The 18,913-nt window shown below is 65.5% G+C and carries 19 protein-coding genes; 4 read left to right on the top strand and 15 right to left on the bottom strand.

The genetic code is table 11. The features are described 5' to 3' along the window. Nucleotides 1–154 precede the first annotated feature (154 nt). Entirely contained in the window at nucleotides 155–1,027 is an 873-nt protein-coding gene (locus BMX99_RS02515) for an S-methyl-5'-thioadenosine phosphorylase (protein WP_093446798.1), read from the bottom strand. A gap of 231 nt (nucleotides 1,028–1,258) precedes the next feature. Here BMX99_RS02515 and BMX99_RS02510 point away from each other — a divergent pair, with 231 nt between their 5' ends. Beyond that, on the top strand, nucleotides 1,259–2,887 hold the full coding sequence (locus BMX99_RS02510; RefSeq protein ID WP_093446795.1) for a SulP family inorganic anion transporter: 1,629 nt from the start codon (nucleotides 1,259–1,261) through the stop codon (nucleotides 2,885–2,887). 96 nt (nucleotides 2,888–2,983) lie between these two features. Here BMX99_RS02510 and BMX99_RS02505 read toward each other — a convergent pair whose 3' ends face one another. Further along, nucleotides 2,984–3,709 carry a hypothetical protein gene (locus tag BMX99_RS02505; protein ID WP_139216908.1) on the bottom strand — a complete coding sequence of 242 codons (726 nt, stop codon included), beginning with the start codon at nucleotides 3,707–3,709 and terminating at the stop codon, nucleotides 2,984–2,986. 212 nt (nucleotides 3,710–3,921) lie between these two features. Next, on the bottom strand, nucleotides 3,922–4,527 hold the full coding sequence (locus BMX99_RS02500; RefSeq protein WP_093446789.1) for a flavin reductase family protein: 606 nt from the start codon (nucleotides 4,525–4,527) through the stop codon (nucleotides 3,922–3,924). A gap of 78 nt (nucleotides 4,528–4,605) precedes the next feature. On the opposite strand from BMX99_RS02500, the gene BMX99_RS02495 reads away from it, so the two are divergent. Together BMX99_RS02495 and BMX99_RS02490 are read left to right on the top strand one after the other, a co-directional pair. Next, nucleotides 4,606–5,100, top strand: coding sequence for a GNAT family N-acetyltransferase (locus BMX99_RS02495; protein ID WP_093446786.1), 495 nt, complete (start codon nucleotides 4,606–4,608; stop codon nucleotides 5,098–5,100). A gap of 180 nt (nucleotides 5,101–5,280) precedes the next feature. Then, nucleotides 5,281–6,051: an EcsC family protein gene (locus BMX99_RS02490; protein ID WP_409371764.1), complete on the top strand. Its 771-nt coding sequence runs from the start codon at nucleotides 5,281–5,283 to the stop codon at nucleotides 6,049–6,051. Nucleotides 6,052–6,154: 103 nt separating this feature from the next. On the opposite strand, the gene BMX99_RS02485 is transcribed toward BMX99_RS02490, so the two are convergent. From BMX99_RS02485 to coxB, 11 genes are all read right to left on the bottom strand, one after another. Beyond that, nucleotides 6,155–7,591 carry an FAD-binding oxidoreductase gene (locus BMX99_RS02485; RefSeq protein WP_244525606.1) on the bottom strand — a complete coding sequence of 479 codons (1,437 nt, stop codon included), beginning with the start codon at nucleotides 7,589–7,591 and terminating at the stop codon, nucleotides 6,155–6,157. A gap of 117 nt (nucleotides 7,592–7,708) precedes the next feature. After that, on the bottom strand, nucleotides 7,709–8,554 hold the full coding sequence (locus BMX99_RS02480) for an MBL fold metallo-hydrolase (protein WP_093446780.1): 846 nt from the start codon (nucleotides 8,552–8,554) through the stop codon (nucleotides 7,709–7,711). A 177-nt stretch (nucleotides 8,555–8,731) separates the two neighbouring features. Next, entirely contained in the window at nucleotides 8,732–9,316 is a 585-nt protein-coding gene (locus BMX99_RS02475; protein WP_093446777.1) for a GNAT family N-acetyltransferase, read from the bottom strand. After that, nucleotides 9,316–10,578: a M16 family metallopeptidase gene (locus BMX99_RS02470; RefSeq protein WP_093446774.1), complete on the bottom strand. Its 1,263-nt coding sequence runs from the start codon at nucleotides 10,576–10,578 to the stop codon at nucleotides 9,316–9,318. Before BMX99_RS02470 ends, BMX99_RS02475 begins: the two co-directional genes overlap by 1 nt. Continuing rightward, entirely contained in the window at nucleotides 10,575–11,963 is a 1,389-nt protein-coding gene (gene thrC, locus BMX99_RS02465; RefSeq protein WP_093446771.1) for a threonine synthase, read from the bottom strand. The genes BMX99_RS02470 and thrC overlap by 4 nt, the downstream gene beginning before the upstream one ends. Next, nucleotides 11,960–12,646 carry an SURF1 family protein gene (locus BMX99_RS02460; RefSeq protein WP_093446768.1) on the bottom strand — a complete coding sequence of 229 codons (687 nt, stop codon included), beginning with the start codon at nucleotides 12,644–12,646 and terminating at the stop codon, nucleotides 11,960–11,962. The genes thrC and BMX99_RS02460 overlap by 4 nt, the downstream gene beginning before the upstream one ends. An 89-nt stretch (nucleotides 12,647–12,735) precedes the next feature. Beyond that, nucleotides 12,736–13,536: a cytochrome c oxidase subunit 3 gene (locus BMX99_RS02455; RefSeq protein ID WP_093446765.1), complete on the bottom strand. Its 801-nt coding sequence runs from the start codon at nucleotides 13,534–13,536 to the stop codon at nucleotides 12,736–12,738. Between the two features lie 32 nt (nucleotides 13,537–13,568). Then, nucleotides 13,569–14,144 (bottom strand): cytochrome c oxidase assembly protein, encoded by a 576-nt coding sequence (locus BMX99_RS02450; protein ID WP_093446762.1) that lies wholly within the window; start codon nucleotides 14,142–14,144, stop codon nucleotides 13,569–13,571. Next, nucleotides 14,144–14,314: a hypothetical protein gene (locus tag BMX99_RS19615; RefSeq protein WP_170848797.1), complete on the bottom strand. Its 171-nt coding sequence runs from the start codon at nucleotides 14,312–14,314 to the stop codon at nucleotides 14,144–14,146. The genes BMX99_RS02450 and BMX99_RS19615 overlap by 1 nt, the downstream gene beginning before the upstream one ends. Beyond that, entirely contained in the window at nucleotides 14,314–15,252 is a 939-nt protein-coding gene (gene cyoE / locus BMX99_RS02445; RefSeq protein ID WP_093446760.1) for a heme o synthase, read from the bottom strand. The genes BMX99_RS19615 and cyoE overlap by 1 nt, the downstream gene beginning before the upstream one ends. Nucleotides 15,253–15,331: 79 nt before the next feature. After that, complete coding sequence (gene coxB / locus BMX99_RS02440; RefSeq protein ID WP_093446757.1) at nucleotides 15,332–16,237, bottom strand: cytochrome c oxidase subunit II; 906 nt, start codon at nucleotides 16,235–16,237, stop codon at nucleotides 15,332–15,334. 200 nt (nucleotides 16,238–16,437) lie between these two features. Here coxB and tldD point away from each other — a divergent pair, with 200 nt between their 5' ends. After that, complete coding sequence (tldD, locus tag BMX99_RS02435) at nucleotides 16,438–17,856, top strand: metalloprotease TldD (RefSeq protein WP_093446755.1); 1,419 nt, start codon at nucleotides 16,438–16,440, stop codon at nucleotides 17,854–17,856. Nucleotides 17,857–18,239: 383 nt separating this feature from the next. On the opposite strand, the gene BMX99_RS02430 is transcribed toward tldD, so the two are convergent. Beyond that, nucleotides 18,240–18,878 carry a TetR/AcrR family transcriptional regulator gene (locus tag BMX99_RS02430; RefSeq protein WP_139199397.1) on the bottom strand — a complete coding sequence of 213 codons (639 nt, stop codon included), beginning with the start codon at nucleotides 18,876–18,878 and terminating at the stop codon, nucleotides 18,240–18,242. Between the last annotated feature and the right edge of the window lie 35 nt (nucleotides 18,879–18,913).

Below are 18,913 nucleotides of genomic sequence, written 5' to 3'. Positions count from 1 at the left end.
GGCGGGATCGAGCTTGCGGGATTGAAGGTGCCGCCGGCGCAGATCCCGCGATCAGACCCCAGGCCGGCGATACCAGAAGGCAAGCAGTGCCGGTCCCACACAGCCCGGCCAGCCTAGCGGCAGAGTGTGAATAAAGCGTTCGCCCCGCCAGAAATCAGCCCAGAACGCGCCCCGCGACGGTGTTCAGCCGCGCCACCAGATCGGCATCGCGTTTGTCGGGCGCGGTCATGACGGCAAAGTCCAGCGCCGTGGCACAGCCCTGATCGCAGCCCGTATCCGCGCCCAGACGGGCGGGCATGCCGGCGATCATGCCGCGCGCATGGGTAGAATTCGCGCCAAGGGTCTTGATGATCTCGGTCACGTCGACCTCTCCGTGGTCGGGGTGCCAGCTGTCGTAATCGGTGACCATGGCGACGGTGGCATAATGCAGCTCGGCCTCGCGGGCCAGCTTGGCCTCGGGCATATTGGTCATGCCGATCACATCGCAGCCCCAGCTTTCGCGGTACATCCGGCTTTCCGCCAGGGTCGAGAACTGCGGCCCCTCCATCGCGAGGTAGGTGCCGCCTTCGTGCACCGTCACGCCCTGGGCGCGCGCGGCGTCGGCAGCCAGGCCGCCCAGCACGGTGCAGGTCGGATGCGCCAGAGAGACATGCGCGACGCAGCCCTTTGAAAAGAAGCTTTTTTCGCGATTAACGGTGCGGTCGATGAACTGGTCGGGGATGACGAAATCACCCGGGGCCATGTGGTCGCGGAAGGACCCGCAGGCGCTGACCGACAGCACATGGGTCACGCCCAGCTGTTTCAGCGCGTCGATATTGGCACGATAGGGCACATCCGTCGGGCTGTGCACATGGCCCCGCCCGTGCCGCGGCAGGAAGGCCAGGCGCAGCCCGTCCAAAGTGCCGGTCAGGATCTGCTCGGATGGATCGCCCCAGGGGGTCGTGACGGCCTGCCAAGCGGCGTCCTTCAGCCCGTCGATGTCATAGATGCCCGAGCCGCCGATCACGGCCAGATAGGGGGTGCTCATGTGCCTGGGTCCTTGCTTTGATCCGGTTCAGGTCAAAGCCTGCCCGCCGGGCCGGGCGGGGGCAAGGGCGAAAGCGGGCGGATGGGCCCGCGGCCTGAACACGGCCCCGCCACGACCGGCGAGCGCGGCCCGCAGGGCCACAGTACGCGGCCGAAACCCGCCCCGCCCTTGCCCCAAAGGCCCCCTTGCGCTAACCGGGGGCCAGCATTCCATCCCCATTCCAGGTTTCCCATGCCCCGATCCATTCTGGCATCCTTTGCCAATCGTCTCGATCTGCCCGATCTTCGCCTGTCGCCGGACGAAAAGCTGACCCCCGCGCGCCTGCGGATCGAGCTTCTGTCCGGCCTGACCGTCGCCCTGGCCCTGGTGCCCGAAGCGGTGGCCTTTGCCTTTGTCGCCGGGGTGCACCCGCTGGTCGGGCTTTACGCCGCCTTCCTCGTCGGGCTGGTGACCGCGCTGATCGGCGGACGGCCTGGCATGATCTCGGGGGCAACGGGCGCGCTGGCCGTGGTCATGGTGGCGCTGGTGGCGGAACACGGGGTCGAATACCTGTTCGCAACGGTCGTCCTGATGGGCATCCTGCAGGTCATCGCGGGCGTGATGAGATGGGGCAAGTTCATCCGGCTGGTGCCGCATCCGGTCATGCTGGGGTTCGTCAACGGGCTGGCCATCGTGATCTTCCTGGCGCAGATGACGCAGTTCAAGGTGCCCGGCTCGGCCGAGGCCTCGGGCCATGGCACGGCGGGCGGTGAATGGCTGTCCGGCGCGCCGCTGTGGACGATGCTGGCGCTTGTGGCGGCGACCATGGCGATCATCTGGGTCATGCCCCGCATCACCCGCGCGATCCCTGCCCCGCTGGCAGGCATCGGCATCGTGGCCGTGGTCGTGATCGCCTTCGGGCTGGACGTGCCGCGCGTTGGCGACATGGCCTCGATCGAGGGGGGGCTGCCGGCCTTCCACATCCCCATGGTGCCCATGACCTGGGAGACGTTTGAAATCATCCTGCCCTATGCGGTGATCCTGGCCGCCATCGGGCTGATTGAATCGCTGCTGACCCTGAACCTTGTGGGCGAGATGACCGGCAAGCGCGGCGGGGCCAGCCAGGAATGCGTCGCCCAGGGCGCGGCCAACGTGCTGACCGGGTTCTTCGGCGGGATGGGCGGCTGCGCGATGATCGGCCAGTCGATGATCAACGTGAAATCCGGCGGCCGGACGCGGGTGGCCGCGGTGGCCGCGGCGCTGTTCCTGCTGTCCTTCATCCTGTTTGCCGCACCGCTGATCGAACAGATCCCGCTGGCCGCGCTTGTGGGCGTGATGTTCATGGTGGTGATCGGGACCTTCGCCTGGAACTCGATCCGGATCCTGGCCAAGGTGCCGCTGACCGATGCCTTCGTCATCGTTCTGGTGACCGTGGTGACCGTCTATTCCGACCTTGCGGTCGCGGTGGTCGTGGGGGTCATCGTATCGGCCCTGGCCTATGCCTGGAACAACGCACGGCGCATCCATGCCAAGACCTATGCCACCCCCGAGGGCGCGAAGGTCTACCAGGTGCAGGGGCCGCTGTTCTTCGGGTCGTCGGACGGATTTGCGGAAATGTTCGACGTGGCGGGCGACCCCGGGCTGGTGATCGTGGACTTTGCCGACAGCCGCGTGGTGGACCAATCCGCCCTGCAGGCGATCGAGGCCGTGGCCGCCAAGTACGAAGCCGCCGGCAAGCGTATCCAGCTGCGCCACCTGAGCCGCGACTGTCACCGCCTGCTGACCAAGGCCGGCCACCTGGTCGTGGATAGCGAGGATGACCCCGATTACGCGCTGGCCGTCAATTATGACGTGCGCACGGGGATCCTTGGCGGGCATTGAGCCGACCCTGGGACCAACAGAAAGGGCGGCCTTCGGGGCCGCCCTTTTTCGTTTCCGGTTGTTCGGTCCAGACCAATCGGGCCGGGACCGCCGGGATCAGGCCGTCAGGGCCAGATCGCCGCCGTTCTTGAAGGCCTCGAACCAGCTGGCGTCTTCCTCGTATCCAAGCGAAACAAGGATGTCGTTCAGCGCCGGGAAGCGGGTGAACTGGTCGATGATGCGGTCGCGGTGATGCGGCGCGCGCCACTTTTCAATCCGCGAGGTGTCCAGCGCGCGGGTGCCCATCAGGTCACTGCCGTGGCTGGCAATCTCGCGCTTGTGGAAGTCGCCGAAATCGCCGGAGAAGCTCAGCTCCAGCCCCGCCGACAGCAGGTTCTGGATGCGGCGCGGGTTCTCGACCAGGTGTTCGTATTTCAGCATCACCACGCCGTCGGGAAGCTGCCCCGAGGCGATGACCTTTTCGATCTGCTCGTGGGTTTGCAGGATGCCGGGCAGGATCTGTTCCGGCTTGCCCTGAGAAGCCACGAAATAGCTTTTGTCGGCGGAACAGGCGTAGTCCTCGGGCATGCGGGGGTCATAGCTGGTCAGGATGTCACGCGGGTCCCGCAGCATGACCACCATGTCCAGACGCTTGCGGCCTTCGGCGGCGCGCACGATCTTGTCGAAGTCGAAGATGTCGTAGCCCCGGCGCGAACAGGTGTTGCCGGGCATGTGCAGCACGGCACGGGCGGGGAATTCCGGGCCGGGTATGTTGAACCCCGACAGGCTGCGCTGCAGCATGGAATACAGCAGGGTCGACCCCGCGCGATTGTGGCCCGTCACCAGCAAATGTCTGTGCATTTTCCTCTTACCCCAAGGATTAGTATTATTTGAGGTAAGATTGGCGGGCCGGATTTAAGGCGCGTTAAGGATTGCACGAAGGATAGTCACAAGATTCGCGCAAAAGGGGAACGGCCCCGGTGTCGGGGCCGCAGGGGCGGTCAGGGTTGCACCGCCTGCCCGCGCCGGTCACGCGGCGGGACCATCATTTGGTTTCAATCATCCGGGCGAGCCAGCGAAAAGACCTCACGCACGACCGAATAGTCGCGATAGCCCAGCCGGGTCAGCGGGTTGAACTTGGTCACGTCGAAGATCCCGTCGGTCAGGCAATCGTCGCGCATATGCACGCCGATGACCTCGCCCAGGACCAGGTAGTTCGCCTCGCCCTCCAGCTTGACGATCTGGGTCATGCGGCATTCCAGCGACGCGGGCGCATTGGCCACGCGGGGGCAGTCGATCAGCGAACAGTCGACCTTTTCGATCCCGGCGCGGGTGAATTCGTCGTCGCCCTTGTCCCAGGTGCCAGAGGTCGTGTTCATCACGTCCCGCGCGGCATATTCGACGATGTTCACGCAGAAGACGCCGGTGTCGCGGATGTTCTCGGTGCTGTCCTTGCCGAACTCGCGGTCGTCCTTCGACGAGGTCGAGGCGAACATCACCTGCGGCGGCACATAGGCCACGGCATTGAAGAAACTGTAGGGCGCAAGGTTGTCGGCGCCATCGCTGCCCCGGGTCGAAATCCATCCGATCGGGCGCGGCGTGACGATCGCGTTGAAGGGGTTATGGGGCAGGCCATGGCCGTCCTTGGGTTCGTAGAACATCGCTCTCTCCTTCATTTGCCCTAGTGGTATCGTCATGTTAACCCGGACAAAACCCCGAAAGAGGAAAGAGGGCGGCGCGTGTTCGAGCTGAGGGAAGAGACCCCGGACGACTGGTGGGAGGTCGAGGCACTGTATGACCTGTGTTTCGCCCCCGGTCGCGAGGCGCTGTCGTCCTATCGCCTGCGGGACGAGGTTCCGAAGGTCGCGGCGCTATGCCTTGTGGCGCGGGACGCCAGCGGCGTGATCGGCGGCGCGATCCGCTATTGGCCTGTGCGGATCTCCGGCCATCGGGCGTTGCTTCTGGGGCCGGTGGCCGTGCACCCGACGCATCAGGGCGAAGGGGTCGGCGCGCTGCTGATTGCGCAGTCGCTGAACAAGGCGCAGGACATCGGCTGGGACCGCGTCATGCTGGTCGGCGACCCGCCCTATTATTCGCGGTTCGGCTTTTCCCATCTGCCCGGCGTGGTCATGCCGCCCCCCACCAACCCCGACCGGGTTCTGGGGCTGGAGCTGAGCGATGGTGCCTGGGACGGGATCACCGGGGCCGTCGAACGCGATCTGCCTGCGGGCTAACCGGCGGTCCCTGTGCCGCCCTTTGCTTCGGCCTGTTCGGTCCCCCTTCGTCCGGGGCATCGGCCCGGCCCCTTCGCTTTGGCCCTTGATCTGATCCCATTGCGCCCAAATCTATAGATAAGGCCCAGGGACACAGCAGGAGGCACCCCCGTGACCAAGCCCAGCACCAGTGCGCAGACCATTCTGCTGACGGACGACCAGGCACAGACGATCGACCTTGGCGCAGAGTTGGACCTTCTCGCCCGGCGCTATCGCCGCGCGGGTGGCGTGGGCTTGCAGATCCTCAACATCGTGGGGGACAGCGCCGAGGGGTTGCTGAAACGCCTGCCCTCGGGTGTGCGGTCCCGACTGGACCAGACGACCGAGGCCGCGCTGACCACCGCCATGCAGGCGGCGCATGGATCGCGGCGCTATGTCTCGGATCAGCCGGACTGGGTGAACCGCGTGGTGACGACCTCCATGGGGGCGGCGGGCGGCTTTGGCGGGCTGCCCTCGGCCCTGGCGGAACTGCCGGTGACCACGACGATCCTGCTGCGCACCATCCAGGGCGTGGCGGTGGAACACGGTTTCGATCCCGAAAGCGACGGGGTGCAATTCGACTGCATCCGCGTCTTCGCCTCGGCCGGGCCGCTGGCGCAGGACGACGGCACCGACCTGGCGTTCCTGACGACGCGGGTGGCCGTTTCGGGCACGGCCGTGCACGGTCTGGTCGCAAAGGTCGCGCCCCGCCTGGCCACCGTGCTGGGGCAGAAGCTGGCGGCGCAGACGATGCCGGTCCTGGGGGCCTTTGCCGGGGCGCTGACCAATTACGCCTACACAAGCTATTATCAGGAGATGGCGCATATCCATTTCCGCCTGCGCAAGCTGGCGATCGAGACGGATCACGACCATGCCGACCTTGTGGCCGACCTTCAGGCCCGCGTGGCCAAACCCCGGCTGAAGCGGTCCTGACAGGGTCACCGTTGCGCCCGGTTTCCGGGTCCGGTTTCCGGGTCCGGCAAGGGGGCCTGACGCCCCGCTTGCCCGCGCGCCCGGCACGCCGCAGCCGGTGCCGTTAGCGGCGCAGCATCGTGCCGGGGTTCATGATCCCCTTGGGGTCGAACATCTGTTTCAGCGCGCGCATGACCTCAAGCTTGACCGGATCGCCATAGCGTTCCAGATCCTCGACCTTCAGGCGGCCGATGCCATGTTCGGCGCTGACCGATCCCTCCATCTCGTGCACCAGGTCGTGCACGGTGCGCTTCACCGCCTTGGTATGGGCGCGCCATTCCTGCAGGTCGCCGCCCTTCGGGGGGAAGACGTTGTAATGCAGGTTGCCGTCGCCCAGATGGCCGAAGCAATTGATCCGGAAGGGCCCCATGTCGCGCAAGATCGCCCCGGCGCGGTCGATGAAACCGGGCAGGTTCGACAGCGGCAGGCTGATGTCATGGCTGCTGACCGATCCGATCAGGCGGTTGGCCTCGGGGATCTGTTCGCGAACCTCCCAGAACTCGGTCGCCTGGGCCAGGGACTGCGCCATCAGCGCGTCGCTCACCAGCTCCTTCTCGAAGGCCTCTTCCAGGATGCCGGCCAGGGCGGCCTCGGGGTCCAGCCCCGCGGGCAGGCCCAGGTCGATCAGCACCATCCATTCGGGGGCTTCGGCAAAGGGACGGCGGATCTGCGGCAGCTTTTCCTCCAGGAACCGCAGCCCCTCGCCCGCGATCAGCTCGAACGAGGATACCGCTTCACCGACGCGGTCGCGGGTCAGGGACAGAAGGTCCAGCGCGGCGCGCGGGTTCGGCACCACGGCCAGCGCCACCCCCTGCCCCGCCGGGATCGGCGACAGTTTCAGCGCGGCGGCGGTGATCACCCCAAGCGTACCTTCGGAGCCGACCAGAAGGTTGCGCAGGTCGTATCCGGTGTTGTCCTTGCGCAGCCGGGTCAGCCCGTTCCAGATCCGCCCGTCGGGCAGCACCGCCTCGAGCCCCAGCACAAGGTCGCGCGCATTGCCATAGCGCAGCACGTTGACCCCGCCCGCGTTGGTTCCCAGAAGCCCGCCGATCCGGGCCGAGCCCTTCGACGCCAGGGTCAGCGGAAACAGCCGGTTCTGTGCCTCGGCGGCGCGGTGCAGATCCTCCAGGATCACGCCGGCCTCGACCACGGCGACGTTTTCCACCGGATCCAGACTGCGGATGGCGGTCATCCGCTCCAGCGACAGGATCAGCGGGGGCGCGCCCTCGGGCTGGGTCTGGCCGCCGACCAGCCCGGTGCCGCCGCCATAGGGCACGACGCCCACGCCCGCCTCATGCGCGGCGCTCAGCACGGCCGCGACTTCGCCGACGTTGGCGGGGGCGGCGACCCAGTATCCGACGCCCACCCAGGTGCCGCGCGGTTCCTCCAGGTATCGCGCATCCGCCGGGCGCAGCCCGCGCGGGTCGATCAGGCCACGAAGGCGGTCGGCAAAGGCATCATCGGCGGGGGCCAGCGCGGGCATGGGGGTCGCAGTATCCATCATGCGCCAAGTGCTAGCACCCGCCCACAGCCACGCCCAGTGAAAATCGCGCGCGCCCCTTCCGGCCCCTGGCCGATCAGCACGGGCCCGCACCGGCGGTGCCCGCCCCGCCAGGCATCAGTCGTCGCGCAACCAGTCCGGCCGCAGGACGATGACGGTGCGCCGCTGCGGCAGGTCGCGCAGCGACAGCGTCAGGCTTGAGGCATCGCGCACGTCGACATCGAACTCTTCCGCCACGCCATCCAGGAACCAGCCAAGCGAGGCCCCCGAGAACCAGTGCATCGGCAGCACAATCGAGGATTTCAGCCAGCTCACCACCCGCACCATCGAGGCCGTGTCCAGCGTCATCCCCCCATCAACCGGCACCATGACCACGTCCAGCCGCCCGATGGCGGCGTACTGGTCGTCATTCGGTTCGTGGTGCAGATGGCCCAGGTGGCCGATGCACAGCCCCTCGACCTCGAAGATGAAGATCGAATTGCCGTTTTCCTCGACCCCGCCCATGGACCGGATATCCGTGGGCACGTTGCGGATCAGCATCTCGCCCAGGTCCAGGTGATGATCGGCCGGCTGCCCGAAGGTCTCGGACCAGCCGCGCAGCACATGGGGGATGGCCGGATCCGGCACAGGGGTGAAATGGCTGGAATGGGCGTGGTTCATGGTGACCACGTCGGGAATGAAATCGGCCGATCCGATGAAGCCCGGATAATCCGTCACCACCGACAGCCCGCCCCGCGTCTGGATCAGATAGGCCGAATGCGCCACGTATGAGATCCGCACGGAATACTCCGGCACGGGATCGCGAAAGGACGCCTTGTGCAGATACTGCAGCCCCGGGGCCGCGTCTGCGATGGCAATGCAATGGCTCGCCCGCGCCTCGGCCCTCGGCTGCACCTGCGCGCCCGCTTCGTCCCCCGCGCCCGCCACCAAAGCCAGCGCCGCTCCAAAGATCCATCCCCGCATGAAGGGCCTCCTTTGGACACCGAGGCTAGCAGACCCGCGCCCGCCCCTTCGCTCACAAAGACGTCAGCCCGCCAATTTCGCGCGCGCCCCTCCATCCTCTTGCTGAAAATATCCCCGCCGGAGGCATCCCACCCCTGTCACAAGCGCACAGATCAGAAAACCGGGGGCAAACCCCGATCAACCGACGTCCGTGCGCCCCCGCCGGTCCATGCGCAGCGCCGCATACAGGACGTGGGTGCGCCAGCGCCCGTCGATCTGCAGGTAGCTCTGCGCGACGCCTTCATACTTGAAGCCGCATTTCTCCAGCACCCCGCGCGAGGGCGTGTTTTCCGGCAGGCAGGCGGCCTCGACCCGGCTCAGGTCCATGCGGTGGAAGGCGTGGTGGACAACGGCCTCGATCGCCTCGCGCATATAGCCCTGGCGGGCAAAGCGTTCACCGGTCCAATAGCCGATGGTGCCGGCCTGGGCGGGGCCGCGGCGGATGTTGTCCAGGGTGATCGCGCCCAAAAGCGTCTCGTCCTCGCGGCGGATCAGGAACAGCGGCACCGCCGACCCGTTCGAGATCGAGCGCTGCGCCCAGTAGACCCGGTTGGTGAAGGCCCGGCGCGACAGGTGGTCCGCAGCCCATGACGGCTCCCAGGACCGCAGGTAGGCTTCGCTGTCCCGGCGCAGGTCGGCCCAGGGGCGATGATCGGCGTGGACCGGCGGGCGCAGCGTCAGCCGCTCGGTCTCGATCTTCACCTTGCGCCGGGTCAGAAGCATCAGGCCGCCCGTGCCTGGCTCAGCTGAGCGTGATCCGGCGCGCCCTCGACCGGGCCATAGAGCGCCAGCGCCATGGGGGCGCGGGTCGCCATGCCCTCGGCATAGCTGCGCAGCTGGTCGCGCGTCACCGCGTCGATGCGGGCCACGACGTCTTCCAGCGGCGGCACCTTGCCCCAGATCTGGATCATGCGGGCCATGCGCTCGGCGCGCGAGGACGGGCCCTCCAGCCCCATGAGCATCCCCGCCTTCATCTGCGCCTTGGCGCGGGCGGTTTCCTCTTCGGTGAAGTCGCCGGCGGCGCGCTTCATCTCGTCGATGGTGATGCGGGCCAGGTCGCCGACCTTCTCGGCCGAGGTGCCGGCGTAGATCGTCGTCATGCCGGTGTCGGTATAGGCCCCGGCCTGGGCGAAGATCGTGTAGCAAAGCCCGCGCTTTTCCCGGATCTCCTGGAACAGGCGGGACGCCATGCCACCGCCAAGTGCTGCGGCATAGATCTGCGCCACATAGGCGTCGGCGCTTTTGTAATCGGGGCTTTCGAAACCGATGGCCAGATGCGCCTGTTCCAGTGTCTTGACCACCCGGGCCTCGCCACCGATGAACCGCGCCGCCCCGGCCTGCTGCTGGTTCACGGGCGTCATGTCGCCGAACAGCTGTTCGGCCATGGCGACGATGGCGTCGTGATCCACATCGCCGGCGGCCGACAGGATCATCTGTTCGGGGCCATAGTTTTCATCGACGAACCGCGCCAGATCGGCACGCTGCACGTTGCGGATGCGTTCGGCGGGGCCAAGGATCGTGCGGCCCAGGGGCTGATCGGGATAGGCCTGTTCCTGCAGCCAGTCGAAGATGATGTCGTCGGGGGTGTCCAGCGCCTGGCCGATTTCGGACAGGATGACGCCCCGCTCGACCTCAAGCTCGTGCGCATCGAGGGTCGAGTTGCGCAGGATGTCGGCAATCACCTCAAGCGCCAGGGGCACGTCGCCGCCCAGCACGCGGGCGTAATAGGCCGTCACCTCGCGCGAGGTATAGGCGTTCATATAGCCGCCCACGTCCTCGATCGCCTCGGCGATCTGCACGGGGCTGCGGGTCGTGGTGCCCTTGAACGCCATGTGTTCCAGGAAATGGGCAATGCCGTTCTGTTCAAGGGCCTCGTCACGGCCGCCAGCGGCGACCCAGACCCCGACCGAGGCCGACTGCAGCCCCGGCATCCGTTCCGTCACGATGCGGAACCCATTGGCGAGGGTGTGAAGATTGATCGTCAATTCGCGATGTTTTCCCGAATGAAATGTTCGATTTCGGCCAGGTCGTTTTCGACGCGGGTGACTTTTTCGTCCCGGTCGAACAGATCGGCCATATGCGGCGGCAGGCCCGGGCGGATGCCCGTTGCGGCCTCGACCGCGTCGGGGAATTTCGCCGGATGGGCGGTGGCCAGGGTGATCATGGGCACCGCCGGATCCAGGTGATCGGCGGCGACCTTGGCCCCTACGGCGCTGTGCGGGCACAGGATCTCTCCGGTGGTGGCGCGCAGGGCCTTGATGGTGGCGGTGGTTTCCTCTTCCGAGACGCGGCCGGACAGGAACAGGTCCTGCAGGTGCTGCAGCGCGCCCTGGCTGACGGTGAAGCCGCCGGATTTCAGTTCATCCATCAGCTGGGACACCGCCGCGCCGTCGCGCCCATAGGCATCGAACAGCACGCGTTCGAAGTTCGACGACACCTGGATGTCCATCGACGGGCTGATCGAGGGGATCACGCCATCGGGGATGTATTTGCCCGTTGTCAGGCAGCGGTGCAGGATGTCGTTCTGGTTCGTCGCCACGACCAGCTTGTCGATCGGCAGGCCCATCTTGCGCGCGATATAGCCCGCGAATATGTCGCCAAAGTTGCCCGTGGGCACGGTAAAGCTGACCTTGCGGTGCGGCGCACCAAGCGCCACGGCCGAGGTGAAGTAATAGACGACCTGCGCCAGCACCCGCGCCCAGTTGATCGAGTTCACGCCCGCAAGGCGCACGCCATCGCGGAAGTCGAAGTCGTTGAACATGTCCTTCACGCGGGCCTGACAATCGTCAAAGTGGCCGGTGACCGACAGGGCGTGCACGTTGGCCTCGGACGGGGTGGTCATCTGGCGGCGCTGCACCTCGGACACGCGGCCATGCGGGAAGAGGATGAAGACATCCACCGCATCAAGGCCCTTGAAGGCCTCGATCGCCGCCGACCCGGTATCGCCCGAGGTCGCGCCGACGATGGTCACCCGCTCGCCCGACCGCGACAGGGAGGCCTGGAACAGCTGACCGATCAGCTGCATGGCGAAATCCTTGAAGGCCAGCGTGGGGCCGTGGAACAGTTCCAGCAGGAAGTGGCCCGGGGCCAGCTGGACCAGCGGCGCGCGGGCGTCATGGGCAAAGCCGGCATAGGCCTTGGCGATGATCTCGCGGAATTCGTCATCGGTGAAGGTGTCACCGATGAAGGGGCGCATGATGCGGAAGGCGACCTCTTCATAGGATTGACCCGCCAGCGCCGCGATCTCATCACTGGTGAGGGTCGGCACGGTTTCGGGGACATACAGCCCGCCGTCACGCGCCAGGCCGGTCAGCATCGCCTGTTCAAAGGTCAGATCCGGGGCCTGGCCCCGCGTCGAGATATATTTCACGTCGCTTCACCTTTCTGCGGTCTCAGGGTGCGATAGAACAGATAGCCGGTCATGGCCAGCCAGATCGCGGCCAGAGAGAACCAGGTGATGGCATATTCGCGGTGATCGTTCGGAATTCCGACCGTGGTCACCGGCATCGGGCCGACGGCCCCGGCGTCATAGCTGGTGTCGCGGGCCACGACCAGAACGGGTTCCGTGCCCAGGGCGGCGGCCATCGCGGCGACATCGCGGGCGAACCACAGGCCGCCGGTGATGTCCGGTTCCGGCGTGAAGCTGTCGGTTTCATCCGGCCAGGCGAGGTTGCCGGTGATCGTGACCTCTCCGCTTGGCAGGGCGGGGGCGGTGTCGGCATTGGGCAGGAACCCCCGGTCGATCATGATCGACCTGTCGCCGGTTTCGAAACGGTGGATCAGGCGGTGGCCCGGGCCGACCTGCTTGCGCGAGGACAGGACCCGCAGGCCGGTTTCGCCGAAATGCCCGGACAGGGTGACGGGCAGGTATTGGTCGGATTGCTCGGTCGGGTTCTGCGGCAGGGCAATGGGGGCGGCGGCGATGCGCGCCTCGATCGCGGACAGCACGCCTTCCTTCCACTCCATCCGCCGGACCTGCCACATCCCCAGGGACACAAGGACAGCCGCGCCGCCAATCCCGAAGATGACGGGTCCGATCAGTTTTCTCAGCATCTATTCGCCTTTTCAAAGCCAAGGGCGCGAAGCATCAGCCCCGCGCCCTTTCAATCAGGTCAAAGGGCGGGCGTCAGCCCGCCGCAGGGTCAGCCGCCCCAGATGTAGACAGCTGCAAAGAGGAACAGCCACACGACGTCGACGAAGTGCCAGTACCAGGCCGCCGCTTCGAAACCGACGTGGTTTTCCGGGGTGAAGTGACCGGCGTAGACGCGGAACAGGCAGACCAGCAGGAAGATGGTGCCGACCAGGACGTGGAAGCCGTGGAAGCCAGTCGCCATGAAGAAGGTCGCGCCGTAGATGTTGCCCGAGAAGCCAAAGGCCGCGTGGCCGTATTCGTAGATCTGGAACACGGTGAACAGCGCGCCCAGGGCCACGGCCAGGATCAGGCCCGACTTCATGTCCTTGCGGTTGTTTTCATGCACCAATGCGTGGTGCGCCCAGGTCGCGGCACAGCCCGAGCACAGCAGGATCAGCGTGTTGATCAGCGGCAGGTGCCAGGGGTCGAAGGTTTCGATACCGGCGGGGGGCCAGACGCCGTCCTTGATGGGGGACATTTCGCCCATCGGGTACATGGCGTGCTTGAAGAAGGTCCAGAACCAGGCCGAGAAGAACATCACCTCGGACATGATGAACAGGATGAAGCCGTAGCGCAGGCCGATCAGGACGACGGGCGTGTGATCGCCGGCCTTGTTTTCCTTGATCGTTTCGCCCCACCACCCGAACATGGTGTACAGAACGGCGACAAAGCCGATCAGGAACATCCAAGGACCGCTGTCGTGCATCCACTGCACCGCCCCGAAGAGCATGACGAACGCCGCAACCGCACCGAGGAACGGATAGATCGACGGGGTCAGGATGTGATAGTCGTGGTTTTTCTCATGCGCCATATTGGGGCCCTCGTTCCCTCACCGTGAGGTCTTCAGTTTACATCTTTCGCTTGATCCGTCGCAAGCTGTGCCTGCTGCTCGGGAAGCTCGGTTTCGTAGAAAGTGTAGCCCAGAGTGATCGTCTGGACATGTTTCGCGTCGCGGTCATCGACCATTTCGGGGTCGACGTAAAAGGTCAGCGGCATCTGCACCGTCTCGCCCGGCTGCAGCACCTGTTCGGTAAAGCAGAAACAGTCGATCTTGGTGAAATATCCCCCTGCCTCGTAGGGGAAGACATTGTAGCTGGCGGTGCCGGCAATGGGACGGTCCGTGGGATTGTGCGCCTCGTAGAAGGCCAGGCCCGTCTCACCGATGCGGACTTCCATCTCGCGCTGGACGGGTTTGAATTCCCAGGGCATGCCGGCGTCGATGCTGGCATCGAAGCGGATCTTGATGGTGCGCTCCAGGATCACGTCGGATCCGGCGTCGGCTTCCTGAGTGACACCGCCAAAGCCGGTGACACGGCAGAACAGGTCGTAAAGCGGCACCGATGCGAAACCAAGCGATGCCATCACGACGACGACACCCACGGTGGTGGCCACGGTGCGCTGCGGTCCGGAAAGAGCCATCAGTTGCCTCCTTCCTGGGTTGCAGTGTTGGGCAGCTGGATCGGGTTCTGGGACACTTTGACCAGCGTCAGGCCAAAGACCAGCGCGACGAAGATGCCAAGGACCAGGCCAAGGCCAAGGTTCCGGCTCCAGCGGCGTTTGTGCAGGTCGTGGGGTTCACGGAATGACATCACCAGCCTCCCAGGCCCCAGGGCCGCAGCGCCGCTTCGGCCAGGATCGCGCCGAAATGCAGGAAGAGATACAGCAGGGAGAAGGCGAAATAGCGCTTCTCGACCTTGTAGCCGTCGGCCTCGGACGTCGGTTCGTCGCGGCGCAGGATGTCCCAGCCACCTTTGACGAAGAGTGCGTTCAGGATCACCGCCACAGTCAGGTAGATCGGGCCACCGACACTGGTGAAGGCCAGGCCGATCGCCAGCACGGCCAGCGGGAAGGTATAGGCAAAGACATGGCGGCGGGTGGTCTTGCGGCCGTGGGTCACGGTCAGCATCGGCACGCCGGCGTCCTTGTAGTCGGACTTCATGAACAGGGCGAGCGCCCAGAAATGCGGCGGGGTCCACAGGAAGGTCAGGCCGAACATCAGCACCGATTCCAGCGCGATGTCACCGGTCACCGCCGCCCAGCCGATCATCGGAGGGAAGGCACCGGCCGCACCTCCGATGACGATGTTCTGCGGCGTCCAGCGCTTCAGCCACATCGTGTAGATCACGGCATAGAAGAAGATGGTAAAGGCCAGCAGCCCTGCGGCCACCCAGTTCGACGCCAGGCCCAGCATCACCACCGAGAAGCCCGACAGGGTCAGGCCGACGGCCAGGGCTTCTTCGCGGGTGACCCGGCCCGAGGGGATCGGACGACCCTGGGTCCGCTTCATGATCAGGTCGATATCGGCGTCGTACCACATGTTCAGCGCGCCCGAGGCCCCGCCCCCGATGGCGATGCAAAGCACCGCGAAGAAGGCGATGAAGGGATGCACGCTGCCGGGCGCGGCCAGAAGGCCAACGGCTGCGGTAAACACGACAAGGGACATCACGCGCGGTTTCAGCAGCGCGACATAGTCGCCAAACTGCGCGTCACCACTGTCGGTCCGTGTCTGAATGCTCGCGTCGGTCATGTCTGTCCTGTTGGCCAAGGCGCAGCGGGGGGCCGCTGCGCCGTCGCTATGCGCCCGGACCATACCGGACGCAGAAGGGTCAGCCGTTCAGCTGCGAAGGATCGACGTATTCGCCGGCTTCTTCGCTGGCGGCTAGCCAGGCGTCATAGGCCTCCTGGCTAACGACCTTGACGGTGATCGGCATGTAGGCGTGGTCCTTGCCGCAGAGTTCCGAACACTGGCCGAAGAAGATGCCTTCCTTGTCGGCCTGGAACCACAGCTGGGCCAGACGGCCGGGCACGGCGTCCTGTTTCACGCCGAAGGCCGGGATGGTCCAGGAGTGGATCACGTCGGCGCCGGTCACGGTCATGACAACGGTGGCACCCACGGGCACGACAACGGCGGTGTCGGTGGCCAGCAGGAATTCGTCGGCGTTGTAGCCATAGCTTGCCAGCTTGGCGGCCATCGCGTCCGAGTTGACGTAGGCTGCGGCACCGGCGGCTTCGTCGTCGGCGTTCATCGTCGCCGGCTGACCGATCATGTAGCTGTCGAAGGCCAGGCCGGATTCGGTGTCGGTGTACTCGTAGCCCCAGTACCACTGGTAGCCGGTCACCTTGATGTGGATGTCACCTTCGGGGAAGGTCTGCTGCTTGAACAGCGTCGGCAGCGAGAAGGCCCCGATGAAGACCAGCACCAGGATCGGAACGATCGTCCAGGCCACTTCCAGCGGGGAGTTGTGGGTGAAGGTGCCGGGAACCGGGTTGGCCTTGCGGTTGAAACGCAGGATCGCAAAGATCAGCAGGCCGGTCACCAGGATGACGATCGCGGTGATGATGTAGAGGATCATGTGATCCAGCCACTGCAGGTCGCGCGCGATTTCGGTCACGGCCTGTTGGAACCCAATGCCACCGGGGGTCGGCTTGCCGATGGTCTCAAGCTCCTGCGCCATCGCAGGAAGGGCGGCGAAAGAGCCCAGGAGGGCCGAAAGGCTGGTGATTTTACGCATATGACACCCTGATCGGTTAAGTCTCGTGATCCGTTCACGGGGGCATGGGCCGGAATCCGACGGCCTCCCGTTGTTTGCGGACGTTTAAAACCATATTCTTTGCAACACCACAACAATCACGCTTGCGGCAAACGGACGCTTTTTTGATCCAAATCAAGAAAAACCGCCCCGAAGCAGCCCGGCGACAGGAGGCCCGAGCCATGTCAGACACCCCTTTCCGCCCCTTCGAATCCCTTTTGGACGAAGGCCGGGCCCTGCAGATCCTGCGCGATGCGGTCGCCGGCGGCGACGATGGTGAGCTGTTTTTGGAACGCAAGCGGTCCGAGATGGTGCATTACGACGATGGTCGGGTGAAGACCGCCAGCTATGACGCCAGCGAAGGCTTCGGCCTGCGCGCCGTCGCGGGGGAAGTCACCGGCTATGCCCATGGCACCGACGTGACCGAGGCGGCGTTGAAGCGCGCCTCGGAAACCGTGCGGCTGGCGGTCGGGGACGGTGGCGGGGCGCTGGCCCCTGCCCCGCGCGCCACGAACGCCCGGCTTTATACCGACGCAGACCCCATTGCCGGGGCGGATTTCCCCGTAAAGGTCGAAACCCTGCGCGAGATCGACGCCTTTGCCCGCGATCTGGATCCCCGGGTGGTGCAGGTCTCGGCCACGATCATGGCCTCGCTGCAAGAGGTCGAGATCCTGCGCCCCGAGGGCGGCATCGTGCGCGACGCCCGGCCCATGGTGCGGGTCAATGTCTCGGTCATCGTCGAACAGAACGGCCGGCGCGAATCCGGCACCGCCGGGGGCGGCGGGCGCCTTGGGCTGGACGGGCTGCTGGACCCCGCCGACTGGCAGGCCAAAGCGCGCGAGGCGCTGCGCATTGCGCTGGTGAACCTGGATGCGGTGCCTGCGCCCGCCGGTGTGATGGATATCGTGCTGGGCCCGGGCTGGCCCGGCATCCTGCTGCATGAAGCGATCGGTCACGGGCTTGAGGGCGATTTCAACCGCAAGGGATCGTCGGCCTTTGCCGGGCTACTGGGCAAGCAGGTCGCGGCCAAGGGCGTGACCGTGCTGGACGACGGCACGATCCCCGACCGGCGCGGGTCGATTTCGGTGGATGACGAAGGCACGCCCTCGGGCAAGAACGTGTTGATCGAGGATGGCGTGCTGGTCGGCTACATGCAGGACCGTCAGAACGCCCGCCTGATGGGGGTCGAGCCCACGGGCAACGGGCGGCGCGAAAGCTATGCCCATGCGCCGATGCCCCGGATGACCAACACCTACATGCTGGGCGGCGACGCCACCCCCGATGAAATCGTGGCCGAGATGAAGGACGGTATCCATGCGGTCGGCTTTGGCGGCGGCCAGGTCGACATCACCTCTGGCAAGTTCGTGTTCTCCTGTACCGAGGCTTATCTGGTCAAGGACGGCAAGCGCGGCGCCCCGGTCAAGGGCGCGACCCTGATCGGCGACGGCCCGCAGGCCCTGACCCGCATCCGCGCGCTTGGCAACGACATGGCGCTGGATCCGGGCCTGGGCAATTGCGGCAAGCAGGGGCAATGGGTGCCCGTGGGCGTCGGCCAGCCAAGCGTGCTGATCGGCGGTCTGACCGTCGGCGGCTCGGCCTAGGCGTTTCCGGTCAGGGGGGGCAGCGATGCCCCGCCCGGTCCTTCATACCGATCCTGAAAAACGTGCGACCAGCCCGGTGTGTAGGCACCAGGCTGGTCGACTTGTGAGGAACCGCGTAACCGGGACAATCAAAAACAAGACACAAGCGGTTCCGGATCGGGAAGGAGACCTGGGCGGGGACCAAATTCACGCTTCCATTCGGGGTAAGTGCATGATGTGGCAGAAGTTTCCCTAGTGTCAATTCAGGCGTCGAACGATTTTCATTCCGAAAATTCCGCCGCAGCGCAGAAATACCCAGAGGTAGTGGTTTCTGATGCGAAAACACCAAAAAATTGAGCCTTGCCGGGAGTTTGCCTGATTAACTTTTTCGGTTCGAAAAACGGCTACTCGGCACCGCGCAGCCAGATGCCCGTGGTGCGGCCCGGCGTGTCGGGTTGCTGCCGGTAGCTTTGGATCAAGCGGTCCATGGCCGCCCGCGTGACATGCTTGTGGCTTTCGTCATAGCCAAGCGAGGCGACCATTTTCCAATGGCCATACATCAGGCAGACGAACAGCCAGGACAGCTCCTCGGCGGCGCGGGCGGTCAGGTCGGGGAACTGCAGGCTGAATTCGTGGGTTAGCACCTCGCCCAGCAGGCGGTACTGCCCGGCAAGCTCTCCCCGGACCGTGGCGGAACTGGCCGAGAGCGACATCAGCGCATCATAGGCGCGGTCGTCGCGTGGCTTGGGTGTGCCGTCCAGCAGGTCGAAGAAATAGTCGAGAAAGGCATTCAGCCGCGCGGGTCCATCCAGTTTTCCCGCCGTGCTGACCAGCGCCTCGCGGTAGCGGGCGGCCAGAAGGTCGCAGACATCCTTCATCAATAGATCCGGGTCGGGATAGTGATAGCGCATCAGTTGGCGGGTCACCCCGGCGAATTCCGCGATCCTGTCATAACTGATGTGAGGCAGCCCATGGGCCTGCAGGGCGGCAAAGGCCCCTTCCACGATTTGTCTGCGCCGTGCCGCGCTATCTGTCTGTGCCATTCGCTACCCCCTAACCACACCCATTCGGGCTTACC

Source organism: Pseudooceanicola nitratireducens (assembly GCF_900109195.1).
GTDB lineage: Bacteria > Pseudomonadota > Alphaproteobacteria > Rhodobacterales > Rhodobacteraceae > Pseudooceanicola > Pseudooceanicola nitratireducens.
Note: the sequence above shows the minus strand (reverse complement) of the source record. Positions and strands in the feature narration are given on the sequence as shown.

Excerpts from the sequence above, each read along its gene's own strand:
- BMX99_RS02515 (WP_093446798.1), bottom strand. The coding sequence starts at position 1,027 with ATGAGCACCCCCTATCTGGCCGTGATCGGCGGCTCGGGCATCTATGAC.
- BMX99_RS02510 (WP_093446795.1), top strand. The coding sequence starts at position 1,259 with ATGCCCCGATCCATTCTGGCATCCTTTGCCAATCGTCTCGATCTGCCC.
- BMX99_RS02500 (WP_093446789.1), bottom strand. The coding sequence starts at position 4,527 with ATGTTCTACGAACCCAAGGACGGCCATGGCCTGCCCCATAACCCCTTC.
- BMX99_RS02485 (WP_244525606.1), bottom strand. The coding sequence starts at position 7,591 with ATGGATACTGCGACCCCCATGCCCGCGCTGGCCCCCGCCGATGATGCC.
- BMX99_RS02480 (WP_093446780.1), bottom strand. The coding sequence starts at position 8,554 with ATGCGGGGATGGATCTTTGGAGCGGCGCTGGCTTTGGTGGCGGGCGCG.
- BMX99_RS02475 (WP_093446777.1), bottom strand. The coding sequence starts at position 9,316 with ATGCTTCTGACCCGGCGCAAGGTGAAGATCGAGACCGAGCGGCTGACG.
- BMX99_RS02460 (WP_093446768.1), bottom strand. The coding sequence starts at position 12,646 with ATGCTGAGAAAACTGATCGGACCCGTCATCTTCGGGATTGGCGGCGCG.
- BMX99_RS02455 (WP_093446765.1), bottom strand. The coding sequence starts at position 13,536 with ATGGCGCATGAGAAAAACCACGACTATCACATCCTGACCCCGTCGATC.
- BMX99_RS02450 (WP_093446762.1), bottom strand. The coding sequence starts at position 14,144 with ATGGCTCTTTCCGGACCGCAGCGCACCGTGGCCACCACCGTGGGTGTC.
- BMX99_RS19615 (WP_170848797.1), bottom strand. The coding sequence starts at position 14,314 with ATGTCATTCCGTGAACCCCACGACCTGCACAAACGCCGCTGGAGCCGG.
- cyoE (WP_093446760.1), bottom strand. The coding sequence starts at position 15,252 with ATGACCGACGCGAGCATTCAGACACGGACCGACAGTGGTGACGCGCAG.
- coxB (WP_093446757.1), bottom strand. The coding sequence starts at position 16,237 with ATGCGTAAAATCACCAGCCTTTCGGCCCTCCTGGGCTCTTTCGCCGCC.
- tldD (WP_093446755.1), top strand. The coding sequence starts at position 16,438 with ATGTCAGACACCCCTTTCCGCCCCTTCGAATCCCTTTTGGACGAAGGC.
- BMX99_RS02430 (WP_139199397.1), bottom strand. The coding sequence starts at position 18,878 with ATGGCACAGACAGATAGCGCGGCACGGCGCAGACAAATCGTGGAAGGG.